Raw genomic sequence first — 15,428 nt, forward strand, 5'->3', positions numbered from 1 at the left:
CGCCCCGTATGGACCTCGAAAGCATCCGGATATTCTTGCGCGTGGTGGAACGCGGCAGCTTCACCGCCGCCGCCACGCAACTCGACATGCCGCTCAGCCGCGTGAGCCGCAAGGTCAGGCAGCTCGAGGACGATCTCGGCGTCCAGCTGCTGTACCGCACGACGCGCCGCGTGTCCGTCACCGAAGCGGGGCGCGACTATTACGAACGCTGCCTGCGCGCCGAGGAAATCCTGCTCGACGCGGACCGCCAGGCGCGGGCGCTGCGCACCGAGCCCGAGGGCACGCTGCGCGTGCTGGTGCCCTACGCGATCGGCCTGCTGGAACTGGAGCCGGCGCTCGCCGAGTTTCGCCGACGCTACCCGCTGGTGCAGCTCGTGCTGATCTACGACAACAGCGCGCTCGACCTCGTCGAGCACGGCTTCGACGTCGCGCTGCGCACGGGCGTGCTAACCGATTCCGGCTATGTCGCGCGCTCGCTCGGCTGGTCGCACGCGAAACTCGCGGCCAGCCCGCACTATCTCGACCGTGCCGGCCGGCCGCAGACACCACAGGACCTCGCCGATCACGACATCCTGTTCGTCGGCCGCGACACGCCCGGCCTGACGCTGCGGCTCACCAACGCGGCCGGCGACGTGGCCGATGTGCCGGTGCGGCCCGTGCTGATCTCGAACGAATCGGTCACGGTGCTGCGCCAGGCCGCGAGCGGCGGCGGCATCGCGTTGATCTCCACGCACTTCACCACGCGGCGGCTCGCGAACAACGAACTCGAAATCGTGCTGCCCGACTGGCACCGCACCAACGACGTCGAACTGCACGCGCTGTATCCGAAGCGCGCGACGCTCGACAGCAAGGTGCGCGCATTCGTCGAATTCCTGACGGAAGTCTTCACCGCGTGGCGCGCGTCGCCGTAACCGGCATCGCGCGACCGGCCATCGAGGCGGGCCGGCTGCATTATTGCGGCGCACGAAAGGAATTAATGAGCGCGCGAGCGTTGATCGCCGTTCGCCGCATCGTTAGCCTGTGCCCATGAAAAATCGCCACACACGTTACGGCAGCCACGCGAGCGCTGCCCGCCGCCGCGTCACGCGCGTCGCGCCTTCCTGACCGGCCTGCCCGCGCCCCGAAGCCCGTCATGGCTTCGCCGATCCGATCGAACGCCTGAACCGCACGCCGCGCGCGGACGGCCCCGTTTGCCGGGCCGCCCGCGCGTGGTGCATCGCGCCGTCCGCTTCGCGGCCCGCCCGCACACGCGTCGCGCGCGCGGCCGACGGCGCGCGCCGCCCGGCCACCTTTCATCACGCAGGAACACCATGTCATCTCCGTCACCCCAGGCGCCGCTGTCGGGCGGCAAGCTCGCGATCGGCACGATCGCGGTATCGCTCGCCATGTTCATGAACGTGCTCGACTCGTCGATCGCGAACGTCGCGATCCCGACGATCTCGGGCGACCTCGGCGTCTCGGTCGACGAAGGCACGTGGGTAATCACGATCTTCGCTGCCGCGAACGCGGTGTCGATTCCGCTGACCGGCTGGCTCACGCAGCGCTTCGGCCAGGTGCGCCTGTTCGTCACGTCGATCCTGCTGTTCGTGTTCGCGTCGTGGCTGTGCGGGATCGCGCCGAACCTGCCGACGCTGCTCGCCGCACGGATCCTGCAGGGCGCGGTCGCGGGGCCGCTCGCGCCGCTGTCGCAGGCGCTGCTGCTTGGCGCCTGGCCGCGGCAGAAATCGTCGAGCGCGCTCGCGCTGTGGTCGATGACCGCGCTCGTCGGCCCGATCGCGGGGCCGTCGCTCGGCGGCTGGATCACGTACGACTACAACTGGTCGTGGATCTTCTACATCAACATTCCGGTCGGCTTCTTCGCGGCGGCCGTCACATGGATCGTGTTCCGCGACCGCGAATCGGCCACGCGCCGCCTGCCGATCGATACGGTCGGCCTGCTGCTGCTCGTGCTGTGGGTCGCGTCGCTGCAAATCATGCTCGACAAGGGCAAGGATCTCGACTGGTTCAACTCGCCCGTCGTCGTCGCGCTCGGCATCGTCGCGCTGATCGGCTTTGCGTTCTTCCTCGTGTGGGAGCTGTACGAGGCCAACCCGATCGTGGACTTGCGGCTGTTCACGCAGCGCAACTTCGCGGGCGGCACGATCGCGATCTCGGTCGCGTACGGGATGTTCTTCGGCACGCTCGTGCTGCTGCCGCAATGGATGCAGGGTTATCTCGGCTACCGTGCGGTCGATTCGGGGCTCGCGACCGCGCCGCTCGGGCTGTTCGCGATCCTGCTCACGCCGGTCATGGGACGCCTGCTGCCACGCACCGACCCGCGTTATATCGCGACGCTCGCGTTCGTCGGCTTCGCGGTCGTGTTCATGATGCGCACGACGTTCTACACCGACGTGTCGCGCTGGGACCTCGTGCTGCCGACGCTGCTGCAAGGCATTCCGATGGCGATGTTCTTCGTGCCGCTGACGTCGATCATCCTGTCCGGGCTGCCGCCCGAAAAGATCCCGGCCGCGGCCGGCCTGTCGAATTTCGGCCGCACGTTCTGCGGCGCGGTGGGCACGTCGCTGATCAGCAACGCGTGGAACGACCGCACGATCCTGCATCACGTGCGGCTCACCGAACAGGCGAGCGTCACCAACCCGGTCTTCACGCAACAGGTCGACACGACACGCTCGCTGCTGCACCTGAGTCCCGATTCGGCGCTCGCGTTCTTCAACGCATCGGTCGATTCGCAGGCGGCCGTGATGGGGTTGAACGACATCTTCTACGTGTCGGCGATCATCTTCATCGCGATCATCCCGCTCATCTGGATCACGAAACCGGCGCGCTCGGGCGGCGGCGATGCCGATGCGGCGGCGGCCGGCGCGCATTGATCCGCGGCCGTTGCGGCCGGGCCTCGTGCCGCGCATGCCGGGCCCGGGCCGCCACCTAGCGACGTAATAAAGACTTGCAATCGATACAGGCGGAAACGTCAACAGCCGGCACCCGTACCGCGTTTTTTCGTCATGCGCCGCTCCTCCAGAGGGACGGCGCAACGACAGGAGAAAACACGATGCGAGCCCTGACCCGTCAAATCGCGATTGCCGCCACCCTGATGTCGGTCCTGACCGGCACCGCGTTCGCCGAAACGCCGTGGCAGCAAGCGCATCCGCGCCGCGAAGCGGTCAACCGGCGCCTCGCGAACCAGCATCGCCGCATCCATCACGAAGTGACGGAAGGCGAGATGTCGCACGCCCGGGCCGCGCGCCTGCACCGTGACGACCGCAAGATCCGCCGGGAAGAGCGGGACATGGCCGCGCAGGATCACGGCCACATCACGAAGAGCGAAAAGCACGTGCTGAACCAGCAGGACAATGCGGTCGGCAACAAGATCGGCCAATAACAGCGACAACACCGGCAAGCGCCCATTCGCCATCACCTGAAACGCCCGCTGCCGCGATGTGGCAGCGGGTGCTTGTTCGATCGGCTGGTTGTATCGAATCGTTTCAACGCGCGAACGGCGTCAGATGCTGCGGGTATACTCCGTCGTCAGCCGCCTGTCGCATCGTCGTCCGTCAAAAACGGCCCGATTCCGGGCGGTTTCGTCGCGAAGCTTCGCGTTTCGCCTACCCCGCGCCCCAGCCTCGATACGAGACACCCGACGACCGACCATGAAACGATTCCTGCTGCTCCTTCCCGCCGCCCTGCTCGCCGCCTGCGGTTCCGCGCCCTCGTCCGACTCGGCCTCGTCGGGTGCCGCACCGATGATCTACGTGTCGTCGCAACGTCCGGCCTACGCCATCGCGAACTGCCTCGACAGCCGCCTGTCGGGCACCGAGCAATCGCAGCACAACGGCGTGACCGATATCGCCGTCGGCTCGAATTCCTACTTCGTCACGCTGACGCCGTCGGGCAACGGCTCGGTCGTCAAGGTCGTGCGCGGCTCGGGCAACGAACCGGCCGAGGAAGCCATGCGCTTCGCGATCGCGCGCTGCGCGATCTGACGCCCCCCGCGCCGGGCACCCGCCCGGCCGACTGCCGCGCGCCGCACCGCGCGCGCCGAATATTTTCATCCGGACGGCCGTCGATGAGAGAATCGCACCACGATTCCCTCTCGATGGAGCCCGCATGAAGCACCTGCTGTCCCGGCTGTTCGTCAGCGCCGCGCTCGTCGCGCTTGTTCCGGCGCTGCCGGCGCAGGCTGCCACGCCGCCCGGCATCTTCGTCGTCGCCACGCAACTCGGCGAATTCACGACCCTCGACCCGAGCGGGATCTACGAGCTGGTGCCGTCCGAATACGTGGCGAACACCTACGAGCGGCTGGTGCGGGTCGACCTGAAGGATCCGACGCGCTTCGACGGACAGATCGCGCAATCGTGGACGGTCGGCGCAGACGGCACGACCTACACGTTCAAGCTGCGCCCCGGCCTCACGTTCCATTCCGGCAACCCCGTCACCGCCGACGACGTCGCATGGTCGCTGCAGCGCACCATCCTGCTCGACAAGGGGCCGGCCGGCGTGCTCGCCGATCTCGGCCTCACGAAGGCGAACGTGATGCAGAAGGTGCGCGTGGTCGATCCGCAGACCGTCGTGCTCGAAACCGACCGCAAGTACGCGCCGAGCTTCGTGCTCAACGTGTTCAGCGCGTGCCCGGCCTCGGTGTTCGACAAGAAGCTGCTGCTGTCGCACCAGCAGGGCAACGATTTCGGCAGCGCGTGGCTGCGGACCAACGATGCGGGCTCGGGCCCGTACCAGCTCGTCAAGTGGACGCCGAACGAGAGCATCGTGCTGCAGCGTTTCGAGAAATACCGCACGCCGTACCCGATGAAGCGCGTCGTGCTCCGCCACGTGCCCGAAGCGTCCGCGCAGCGGCTGCTGCTGGAGAACGGCGACGCCGACGCCGCGCGCAACCTGAGCCCCGACAGCCTCGCCGCGCTGTCGAAGGCCGGCAAGATCAAGGTCGCGTCGTGGCCGGTATCCGCGCTGCTGTACCTGAGCCTGAACACGAAGAACCCGAACCTCGCGAAACCCGAGGTGCAGCAGGCGATGAAATGGCTCGTCGACTACGACGGCATCCAGCGCAACATCGTCAGCACGACCTACAAGGTGCATCAGACCTTCCTGCCCGAAGGCTTCCTCGGCACGTCGAACGCGCGGCCGTACAAGCAGGACGTCGCGAAGGCGAAGGCGCTGCTCGCGAAGGCCGGCTTGCCGAACGGCTTCGACGTGACGATGGACATGCCGAACGACTATCCGTACCTCGAGATCGCGCAGGCGCTGCAGGCGAACTTCGCGCAGGGCGGCATCCGCGTGAAGCTGATCCCCGGCGATGCGAAGCAGGCGATCGGCAAGTACCGCGCGCGCCAGCACGACATCTTCATCGGCGAATGGTCGCCCGACTACATGGACCCGAACAGCAACGCGCGCGGCTTCGCATGGAATCCGGACAACTCGGATCAATCGCCGACGAAGATGCTCGCGTGGCGCAACAGCTGGGATATTCCGCAACTGACGAAAGACACCGAGGCCGCGCTCGTCGAGCCGTCGCCCGCGAAGCGCGCGCAGCGCTACGAAGCGCTGCAGAAGGCCGTGCTCGCGAACTCGCCGTTCATCATCATGTTCGAGAAGGTCGTGCAGGTCGCGACGCGCCCCGGTGCGACCGGGCCGGAAATCGGGCCGATCAACGACCTCGTGTCATACCGCACGCTCGCGAAATAATCGCGGCGGCCCGCGTGCCCGGCCCTGCCGGCGCGCGGGTAATCGCCATGGGCCGCGGCGCCGGCGCTATGTAGCGCGGCGGCGCCGATCTACAATGACCGGGGCCGGCGGCGCCCGGCGGTGATCCACGTCACCGGATTCGCGTCACCAACCAGGACAGGATGCGCACGCCCGAGTGCGCACAACGGGAACCGAACATGCATCCGAGCGAGCACGCGGTCTGCGTAGCGATCAACGACAACAACCGCGCGTGGTACGAAATGCTCGTGCCGTTCCTGCTGTCGCTCCGGCAGACCGGCTACGACGGACGGATCGCGGTGATCGGCTACGGGCTGTCCGAGCGCAAGCGGCAGATCCTCGCGAGCCAGTCGGTCGACGTCATCGACGCGTCGGACGCGTATGCGCTGCCGGTCGGCCGCTTCATCGAGGCGGCCGGGTATTGCGCGCGCAACCCGCAGATCCGCAAGCTCGCGCTGTACGATGCCGACATCTGGTTCTGTGCGCCGCAATTCGACCTGTTCTCGCGGATCGGCGACGACCGGATTCACGTGTGCCCCGACCCGCTGTTCTGCACGTTCGTCGTCACGCCGCTGATCGGCGAGCGGCGCGACCATCACTGGCGCCTCGTCGTCGACGCGGTCACCGCCCGCCACGGCGGTGCGCTGCAGGCCGGGCTCGTGGCCGGGACCACCGACGCATGGGCACGCTATGCCGCTCACCTGCGCGACTGCCTCGCGCGCGTCGGCACCGATTTCCTGGCGTGCTTCGGGATCGACACGACGTTCCTGCATCTGTGGAGCGCCCAGGGCGAAACGGCGCTGCTCGACCCGGTCCAGAACTTCGTCAGCAAGTACGGCATTCACGAATCGTTCGACGCGGGCAGCGGTACGACGACGCTCCGTTACCAGGACGAACCGATCCGCGCGCTGCACATGACCGGCGACATCCGCTTCCTCGACCGGTGGCGCTACTACGCGAACCACACCGACGCCGCGCTGCGCGACGGCGCGCCGTTCGCGCTGTCGGACGGCACCCCGGTGCCCTCCGGCGCGGTCGCCGCACGCATCGCCGCGGCGGACTACGTGCGATCGGCCGGGCTGACCGTTTCGTCCGCCGCGATCGAGGGCAGCGCGGGCGCCTACCTGCAGGCGATCGACGAACCGGGCGGCACGATGCTCGTCGGCAGCGGCAACCACGAAGTCGTGTTCACCGCGACCCGCGACATCGCGCGCCTGAACGTCTACGTCACGCACCCGTCCGGTTCGCCGTCGCCGCTGCGGTGCGAAGTGCTGGTCGACGGGCAGGCGCAGCGCAAAGGCACCGAGCTGATGGCGCATTTCTGGTATCAGGTCGCCGCCGGCACCGTCGTCACGCTACGCGCGACGAGCCTCGGCGGCCAGCAGTGCAACGCGATCTGGCGGCTGCGCGAGGCGCCGGACATGCAGCAGTAGCCGCCCCGCCGCCGCTCAGTTGAACACCGCCCACACCAGGTACGCATTCAACCCGACGATCACGACCGTCGCCGCGCCGGCGACGATCCTCAGCGGCATCCGCATCGCATAAGCGCCCATCACGTCCTCGCGCGCCGACAGCATCAACAGCGCGATCATCGGTATCGGCAACACGAAACTGAGCACGACCTGGCTCGCGACCATCGCGCGCGTGACGTCGCAGCCGAGTGCGACCACCGCGAACGCGGGCGCGATCGTCACCGCGCGGCGCACCCACACCGGCAGGCGGCGATGGATGAAGCCCTGCATCACGACCTGCCCGGCCATCGTGCCGACCACCGAACTCGATACGCCCGACGTCAGCAGCGCGACGAGGAACAGCACGCCGGCGGCCGGCCCGAGCACCGGGATCAGCGTGTGATACGCGTCGCCGATGTCGGTCATGCCCGGCGCATTCGCATGGAACGCCGACGACGCCATCATCACCATCGCGAGATTCACGAACCCGGCGAGCCCGAGCGCGACGACGACCTCGCGGTTCGAAAAACGCACGAGCCGCCGCCGTTCCACGTCGTCGCGCGGCGCGGCGCGATCCTGCGTCAGGCCCGAATGCAGATACAGCGTGTGCGGCATGATCGTCGCGCCGATGATCCCGACCGCGATCGTCAGCGCCGCGTGATCCGGAATCTGCGGGACGACCAGATGAAACGCCGCGGCATGCCAGTCCTGCGGCGCGATCAGCAGTTCGCCGAGATAACACGCGCCGATCACGCCGACCAGCGCCGCGATCGCGGCTTCCAGCGGCCGGAAGCCGCGCTTCTCGAGTGCGAGGATCGCGCAGGTCGCCAGCGCCGTCGCGATCATCCCGGCGAACAGCGACAGGTGGCACAGCAGCCCGAATGCGAGCGCGCCACCGAGGAATTCGGCGAGATCGGTCGCCATCGCGGCGATTTCCGACGCGATCCACATGCCCAGCACGACCGGCGCGGGGAAACGGTCGCGGCACAGCTCGGCGAGGTTGCGGCCGGTCACGATGCCGAGTTTCGCGGACATCGCCTGGAACAGCATCGCGATCGCGTTCGCGGCCAGCACGACCCACAGCAGCCGGTAGCCGTACGCGGCGCCGGCCTGGATGTTGGTCGCGAAGTTGCCGGGGTCCATGTAGCCGATCGACGCGATCACGGCCGGGCCGACGAACGGCAGCAGCGCGGCGATACCGGTGCGGCGGCCTTCCAGCGCGGCGCGCGCCGCGCCGTCGATGCGTTCGGGAGACGCGCCCGGCAGCGCGAAGCCGCCGGCGGTTTTGCTCGTGACGGGAATCATGGTGAGGTTCCGTTCGGATAGGGGCTTACGTGGAAGTGGAAGTGGAAGCGGACGCCACGGCCGGCCTGCCGCCCGCCGGCCGCGGCGCGCCGGCCGCGTTACAGCGGCACGACGTCGGGACGGTTGCGCGGAAACCGCGCGATCACGTCGGGCGCGACGTTCAGGTGCGCTTCGACGAGCTTCGGCGGCGTATGCGCGAGCCAGTCGGACAACGACACCTCCGCATACCGGTCGGTCTTGAAGATCTCCAGGAACACGAGATCGGTCTTGCCGGTGTTCTGCACGTAGTGCCCGAGGCTCTTCTTCACGTAGCCCACGTCGCCCGCGCGGAAGTCGGCCGTCTGCGCCTTCGGCCCCGTGTCGAACACGGTCATCCGCGCCTCGCCCTGCAGGTAGTACTGCCATTCGTCCGCGTTCGGATGCCAGTGCAACTCGCGCATGCCGCCCGGATGGACCGTGACGAGCGCCGCCGCGACCGTCGTCGAGATGTTGAAGTTGGTGCTGTCCGCGATCCGCACTTCGCCGCCGCGCGTCTTCTTGACGGGTTTCATGTCGCCGAGCGAGAAGATGAACGGATGCGGCGGCGCGCCGGCCGACGAGGCCGATGCGCGCTGCGCGTCCGCGAGCGGGCCTGGTTCGTCGCCCTGGAAGATCCACAGGTTGTCGAGCGGAATGTTCCTGAACGCGTCGGCCGGCACGCCGAAGTTGAGCGCGAGCACGTCCGGCGGCGTATGCGCGACCCAGTCGGTCAGCAGCAGCGTATTGAATTCCGATGCGCGTCCGTTATCGAACGCGAGCAGGAATTCGGCGCCGTCGGTGCCGAGGCCCTGCAGCGAATGCGGCAGGCCCGGCGGGAAATACCAGAGATCGCCGGTCTTGACGTCCTGCACCGACGGCCGCCCGAGTTCGTCGAGCACGGTGATCCGGCAGCGGCCGTCAAGCATGATTGCCCACTCGGCCTGCTGGTGCCAGTGCATCTCGCGAATGCCGCCGCGCGTGAGGCGCATATTGACGCCGGAAATGGTTTCGGAAATCGCAAAATCGTCCTGCGTGACCTCGCGCGCCCACCCGCCGTTTTGAATGCGTTTATGGGCATTATTGAAAGACGCCCAGAATAACGGCATCCCGTTGATATCGGTGGCAGGCGGATCCTGGAAAGACGGAAATTGATTCGCCAATGCGGGATTTTGTGGCCCCGGGTCGGTCAATCCCTGTTTGTTGCGCGCGTTGACCGCCCCTTCCGGCGGACTGTCCGGATTGCCGAACGACGCGGCTTTGGCCGTTACGGCAAGGCCTGCGGCGGCAATGGCGCCAGCCGTATTCGCCAGCATCTTGCGTCGAGAAAGATTCGTCATGATTGCCTCTTCATTATTTCGATTGAGCGAATTCCCATTACGGAATACATGCCGTTTTCGGATTATCGAAAATCGAACATCCCGTCACGCAAGTTAAATCCAAATCGACGCAAAACTTAAATGAATTATTGACCTGAATTAATGATTTAATGTGATTCGCTTTAATTTTGTAATAATCGCGATACCGCGGGACACGACTGGCGGAACGGCTCACCGCGACATTCAAGGCGAACGATCCGCCAATCGATCGGCGATTCAGGGGTTGAGCCGTGCGAACGCCGGTTCGTCGCGCACCTATCACCCATCCTCACACCATAGTTTTTATCCGCTGGCGCGAATGATTTTGGCTTTGTCAGATAGATGACATTCGATCACCAAACGACAACGATCTAACAGCCGATGACTTGCGCGTTCGCCCGTACCGTCGAATCCCGCTACGCGGAGCTGACACCGACCGCCAAGCGCATCGCGAGCTACATGCTCGCGAACCTCGACCGTCTGGGGCTCGAGACTGCCGACCAGATCGCGCAGCAGGCCGGCACCAGCGGCATCTCGGTCGGGCGCTTCCTGCGCAGCGTGGGCTACCGCAATCTCGACGACCTGAAGCGCGAGCTGCGCGGCGGCAGCGATCGTCCGTGGATGATCACCGACCGGCTCGACGAATACCGCCGCACGGTGGGCACGTACTCGGTCGACGGCGATGTCGGCGGCAACGACGGCGCCCGCCGCGGCGAACGCGCGCTCGCGTTGTCGCTCGAACGCGAGCTCGATGCGATCCGCCACGTGTACCGGCTCGCCGAAGGCCCGGTGTTCGCGCAGGTCGCCGACCGGATCGCACAGGCCGACGCGGTGTTCATCCTCGGCATCCAGTCGACGCGCGGCATCAGCAACGCCTTCAGCAGCTACCTCGAATACCTGCGCCCGCGCGTGTTCTATTCCGATGGCCAGTCGGGCTCGTACGTCGATTCGCTGAACTCCGAATTCGAGCGGCCGTACTGCATCGTTACCGATACGCGTGCGTATTCGCGCGGCGCGCGCCGCTATTGCCAGGCGGCCGCCGAGCGCGGGCAGCCGTTCGCGCTGGTCACCGACCTGTCGTGCCCGTGGGCGCGCGACTGGCCGTCCGACCTGCTGCAGGTGAAGACCGATGTCGGCCAGTTCTGGGATTCGCTCGCGCCGCTCACCTGCCTGTTCAACCTGCTGATCACGGCCGTGGTCGACCGCCTCGGCCCCGCGATCGACCGCCGCGTCGAACGCAACCGCGAACTGCAGCGCACGTTCGACCAATTCGAATCCTGAGCGAGACCGCCCTGCCGATGAACGATCACCGCCTCGTCGAAATCACGCCCGCCACGCATCGCGTCGACATCGATCTCGTCTACGCGACCGACCGCAACCTGACCGGCAAGCCGATCTACCGCCATGCGCACTGCCTGCTGCTGGCGCCGGCCGAGGCCGCGTTGCGGCGGGCGGTCGACATCGCGGCGCAAGCCGGCTTCACGCTGCGCGTCTACGACGCGTACCGGCCGCCGCAGGCGCAGCAGGTCCTGTGGGATTTCCTGCCCGACCCGAACTTCATCGCCGATCTCGGCCGCGGCTCGAATCACAGCCGCGGCACCGCACTCGACCTGACGCTCGTCGCCGCGAACGGCGAGCCGCTCGACATGGGTACCGGTTTCGACGAGATGGTCGCCGCGTCGGGTCACTTCCACGCCGGGCTGCCTGAAGCCGTGCAACGCAACCGCCTGCTGCTGCTCGGCGTGATGCACGCGGCCGGCTTCGCGCACATCGACAGCGAATGGTGGCACTACGAACTGCCCGGCTCGCACGCGCTGCCGCAGATCGACGACGCGGCAAGCGGCCCGTGGCGCCTGATGTAACGACGATGCACGTCCCCCTCACCGTTCACGTTCAACGACTTCAACGACAGATGGAGCGCCCATGAAATTCCCGACATCCCGACTCGTCGCGGCGCTGGCCGCCGCGGCCGTTCTCGCCGCCGTTCCGCTTTGCGCCGCGCATGCGGAAACACCGAAGGACATGTTCGTGATGGCCACGCTGCTCGACGAATTCACGACGCTCGACCCGGGCGAGATCTACGAACTGGTGCCGGAAGAATACGTCGCGAATACCTATGACCGGCTCGTGCGCGTCGACCTGCGCGATCCGTCGAAATTCAACGGCGACGTCGCGCAGTCGTGGACGGTGAGCACCGACGGCCAGACCTATACGTTCAAGCTGCGCCCGGGCCTCAAGTTCCACTCGGGCAATCCGCTGACGGCCGACGACGTCGCCTGGTCGATCCAGCGCGCGGTGCTGCTCGACAAGGGCCCGGCCGCCGTGCTGACCGGCATCGGCCTGACGAAGGCGAACGTCGTCGCGAACGTGAAGAAGCTCGACGACCAGACGATTGCCGTCACCACCGACCGCAAGTACGCGCCGACGTTCGTGCTGAACGTGCTCGGCTCGTGGCCCGCGTCGGTGCTGGACAAGAAGCTGCTGCTGTCGCATCAGCAAGGCAACGACTTCGGCAATGCGTGGCTGAAGACCAACGAAGCCGGCTCCGGCGCGTACAGGCTGGTCAAGTGGACGGCCGGCGACAGCCTCGTGCTGCAGCGCTTCGACGGCTACCGGTTGCCGCTCGCGATGAAACGCATCGTGCTGCGCCACGTGCCCGAGGCCGCGAGCCAGCGCCTGCTGCTCGAAAACGGCGACGTCGACGCGGCGCGCGACCTGAGCCCCGACGATCTGGCGTCGGTCGTGAAATCGGGCAAGGCGAAGGTATCGGCTTCGCCGCAGGCGACGCTGCTGTATCTCGGCCTGAACACGAAGAACCCGACGCTCGCGAAGCCCGACGTGCAGGAAGCGCTGAAATGGCTCGTCGACTATGCGGGCATCCAGGGCAACGTCGTGAAGACGACCTACAAGGTGCACCAGACCTTCCTGCCCGAAGGCTTCCTCGGCACGTTGAACGCGAACCGCTACAAGCTCGACGTCGCGAAAGCGAAGGCGCTGCTCGCGAAGGCCGGCGTGCCCGACGGCTTTTCGGTGACGATGGACGTGCGCAACGACTATCCGTACACGGAAATCGCGCAGGCAGTGCAGGCGAACTTCGCGCAGGCGGGCATCAAGGTGCAGTTGATCCCCGGCGACAACAAGCAGACGCTCGCGAAATACCGCGCGCGCCAGCACGACATCTACATCGGCGAATGGTCGGCCGACTACATCGATCCGCACAGCAACGCGCAGGGTTTCGCGTGGAATCCGGACAACTCCGACAAGTCGAGCTATAAAATGCTGGCCTGGCGCAACAGCTGGGACATCCCGCAACTGACGAAGGAAACCGACACCGCGCTCGCCGAGCCGACCGCCGCGAAACGCGCGCAGCGGTATCAGGCGATGCAGAAGGAAGTGCTCGCGCACTCGCCGTTCGTGATCATGTTCGAGAAAGTCGCGCAGGTCGCGACACGGCCCGGCGTGAGCGGGCTCGAGGTCGGGCCGATCAACGATCTCGTGTCGTACCGCAACCTGAAGAAGCAATAAGATTCGCCGCATGTCGACTCCCGCCTCCTCACTCGAAGCACTGCGCACGCTGCCCGCGCGTCGCCCGGCCGTGCGCTGGGCGCTGCGCGGGCTGCGCTGGGCGCTCACGCTCGCCGTCACGTTCGCGGGGCTGCTCGCGCTGACGTTCGTGATCGGCCGCAAGGTGCCGATCGATCCCGTGCTCGCGATCCTCGGCGATCGCGCGTCGGCCGACGCATACGCGGCCGAACGCATCGCGCTCGGGCTCGACAAGCCGCTCGCCACGCAATTCATGATTTATGTGCGCGACGTGCTGCACGGCAATCTCGGCGTGTCGCTGCTGACCGCGAACCCGGTGCTCGACGACATCCGGCGCGTGTTCCCGGCCACGCTCGAACTCGCGACGATCGCCACGCTGATCGGCATCGCGATCGGCGTGCCGCTCGGTGTCGCGGCCGCCGTGAAGCACAACCGGCCGATCGATCACATCGCGCGCTTCGTCGGGCTGATCGGCAATTCGGTGCCCGTGTTCTGGCTCGGGCTGATGGGGCTGCTGCTGTTCTACGCGCGGCTGCACTGGGTCGGCGGGCCCGGCCGGCTCGACCCCGTGTACGACGGGATGGTCGACCCGCGCACGGGCAGCCTGCTGATCGCCGCCGCGCTCGCCGGCGAGTGGGACGTGTTCCGCAACGCGGTGTCGCACATCGCGCTGCCGGCCGCGATCCTCGGCTACTACTCGGTCGCGTATCTCAGCCGCATGACGCGCTCGTTCATGCTCGACCAGTTGAGTCAGGAATACATCGTCACCGCGCGCGCGAAGGGCTTGTCGGAACGGCGCGTGATCTGGCGGCATGCGTTCGGCAACATCGCGGTGCCGCTGCTGACCGTGATCGCGCTTACGTACAGCAACCTGCTCGAAGGCTCGGTGCTGACCGAGATCGTGTTCGCGTGGCCGGGGCTCGGTTCGTACCTGACCGGCGCGCTGCTGAACGCCGACATGAACGCGGTGCTCGGCGCGACGCTCGTGATCGGCGCGATGTTCATCACCGTCAACCTGCTGACCGACGCGCTCTACCGCGTGTTCGATCCGCGTGCGCGCTGAGGGCTACGCCGACATGACCGCTTTCCCCCCGCTTCTTTCATCGCCGATGCCGAAGGTCGTCCAATCATGAACACCGAGCGCCTCACGCCGCGCGCGTGGCTGCTGTCCGATGCGCCCGCGTCGCGCTCGCAGGCCGCACTCGGCCTCGCGTACCGACGCTGGCGCCGGTTCGCCACCAATCCGCTCAACCTGTTCGGGCTCGCGATCCTCGTCGCGCTGATCGTCGTCGCGATCATCGGCCCGCTGATCATGCCGCACGACCCACTGCGCCAGGTGCTGTCCGACCGGCTGCTGCCGCCCGGCTCGCCGTCGCACTGGTTCGGCACCGACCAGCTCGGCCGCGACATCCTTTCGCGGCTGATCGCCGGCTCGCGCCTCACGCTCGGCATCGCGCTGCTCGTCGTCGTGATCGTGGTGCCGATCGGCCTCCTGATCGGCACCACGGCCGGCTATTGCGGCGGCTTCGTCGACAGCGTCCTGATGCGCATCACCGACATCGCGCTCGCGTTCCCGAAGATCGTGCTCGCACTCGCGTTCGCGGCCGCGCTCGGGCCCGGCGTGATCAACGCGGTCGTCGCGATCTCGATCACCGCGTGGCCCGCGTATGCGCGGCTCGCGCGCGCGGAGACGATCCGCATCGCGCAAGCCGACTACATCCACGCCGCCCGGCTGCAGGGCGCGTCGGGCCCGCGCATCCTGCTGCGCTACATCATGCCGCTGTGCATGTCGTCGGTGATCGTGCGCGCGACGCTCGACATGGCCGGCATCATCCTGACCGTCGCGGGCCTCGGCTTTCTCGGCTTGGGCGCGCAACCGCCGAGCCCCGAATGGGGCTTCATGGTCGCATCGGGCCGCAACGTGCTGCTCGACGCGTGGTGGGTCGCGACGCTGCCCGGCATCGCGATCCTGCTCGTGAGCCTCGCGTTCAACCTGCTCGGCGACGGGCTGCGCGACGTCTTCGATCCCCGCCATGGAGCATGA

General features: G+C 67.1%; 13 protein-coding genes. 11 read left to right on the forward strand and 2 right to left on the reverse strand.

All coding sequences use genetic code 11. The annotated features are described in order from the left end of the window. Positions 1-8: 8 nt before the first annotated feature. From WJ12_RS28805 to WJ12_RS28830, 6 genes are all read left to right on the forward strand, one after another. A complete protein-coding gene (locus WJ12_RS28805; protein WP_059556655.1) occupies positions 9-911 on the forward strand; it encodes a LysR family transcriptional regulator in 903 nt (300 codons plus the stop codon). A 399-nt stretch (positions 912-1,310) separates the two neighbouring features. Then, complete coding sequence (locus WJ12_RS28810; RefSeq protein WP_034187926.1) at positions 1,311-2,870, forward strand: DHA2 family efflux MFS transporter permease subunit; 1,560 nt, start codon at positions 1,311-1,313, stop codon at positions 2,868-2,870. A gap of 179 nt (positions 2,871-3,049) precedes the next feature. Beyond that, the gene (locus tag WJ12_RS28815) at positions 3,050-3,379 is read left to right on the forward strand and encodes a hypothetical protein (protein ID WP_059556656.1); all 330 of its coding nucleotides are present in this window, start codon (positions 3,050-3,052) and stop codon (positions 3,377-3,379) included. A 268-nt stretch (positions 3,380-3,647) separates the two neighbouring features. Next, the gene (locus WJ12_RS28820) at positions 3,648-3,980 is read left to right on the forward strand and encodes a sugar ABC transporter ATPase (protein WP_034187928.1); all 333 of its coding nucleotides are present in this window, start codon (positions 3,648-3,650) and stop codon (positions 3,978-3,980) included. Between the two features lie 124 nt (positions 3,981-4,104). Further along, positions 4,105-5,694 (forward strand): ABC transporter substrate-binding protein, encoded by a 1,590-nt coding sequence (locus tag WJ12_RS28825; RefSeq protein WP_059556657.1) that lies wholly within the window; start codon positions 4,105-4,107, stop codon positions 5,692-5,694. 197 nt (positions 5,695-5,891) lie between these two features. Beyond that, on the forward strand, positions 5,892-7,145 hold the full coding sequence (locus tag WJ12_RS28830) for a hypothetical protein (protein ID WP_059556716.1): 1,254 nt from the start codon (positions 5,892-5,894) through the stop codon (positions 7,143-7,145). Between the two features lie 15 nt (positions 7,146-7,160). Here WJ12_RS28830 and WJ12_RS28835 read toward each other — a convergent pair whose 3' ends face one another. Together WJ12_RS28835 and WJ12_RS28840 are read right to left on the reverse strand one after the other, a co-directional pair. Continuing rightward, positions 7,161-8,468, reverse strand: coding sequence for an Nramp family divalent metal transporter (locus tag WJ12_RS28835; protein ID WP_059556658.1), 1,308 nt, complete (start codon positions 8,466-8,468; stop codon positions 7,161-7,163). A gap of 98 nt (positions 8,469-8,566) precedes the next feature. Next, positions 8,567-9,823: an oxalate decarboxylase family bicupin gene (locus tag WJ12_RS28840; protein ID WP_059556659.1), complete on the reverse strand. Its 1,257-nt coding sequence runs from the start codon at positions 9,821-9,823 to the stop codon at positions 8,567-8,569. A gap of 399 nt (positions 9,824-10,222) precedes the next feature. On the opposite strand from WJ12_RS28840, the gene sapR reads away from it, so the two are divergent. The 5 genes from sapR to nikC all read left to right on the forward strand — a co-directional run bounded on the left by sapR (position 10,223) and on the right by nikC (position 15,428). After that, positions 10,223-11,122, forward strand: coding sequence for a sap1 transcriptional regulator SapR (gene sapR / locus WJ12_RS28845; RefSeq protein ID WP_034187932.1), 900 nt, complete (start codon positions 10,223-10,225; stop codon positions 11,120-11,122). Positions 11,123-11,139: 17 nt separating this feature from the next. After that, positions 11,140-11,703 (forward strand): D-alanyl-D-alanine dipeptidase, encoded by a 564-nt coding sequence (gene ddpX, locus WJ12_RS28850; RefSeq protein ID WP_034187933.1) that lies wholly within the window; start codon positions 11,140-11,142, stop codon positions 11,701-11,703. A gap of 61 nt (positions 11,704-11,764) precedes the next feature. Further along, positions 11,765-13,366, forward strand: a complete 1,602-nt coding sequence (locus WJ12_RS28855; RefSeq protein WP_059556660.1) for an ABC transporter substrate-binding protein — start codon at positions 11,765-11,767, stop codon at positions 13,364-13,366. A gap of 10 nt (positions 13,367-13,376) precedes the next feature. Beyond that, positions 13,377-14,447 carry an ABC transporter permease gene (locus tag WJ12_RS28860; RefSeq protein WP_059556661.1) on the forward strand — a complete coding sequence of 357 codons (1,071 nt, stop codon included), beginning with the start codon at positions 13,377-13,379 and terminating at the stop codon, positions 14,445-14,447. Positions 14,448-14,513: 66 nt separating this feature from the next. After that, the gene (gene nikC / locus WJ12_RS28865; RefSeq protein ID WP_034187936.1) at positions 14,514-15,428 is read left to right on the forward strand and encodes a nickel transporter permease; all 915 of its coding nucleotides are present in this window, start codon (positions 14,514-14,516) and stop codon (positions 15,426-15,428) included.

The organism is Burkholderia seminalis, from assembly GCF_001718535.1.
Taxonomy (GTDB): domain Bacteria; phylum Pseudomonadota; class Gammaproteobacteria; order Burkholderiales; family Burkholderiaceae; genus Burkholderia; species Burkholderia seminalis.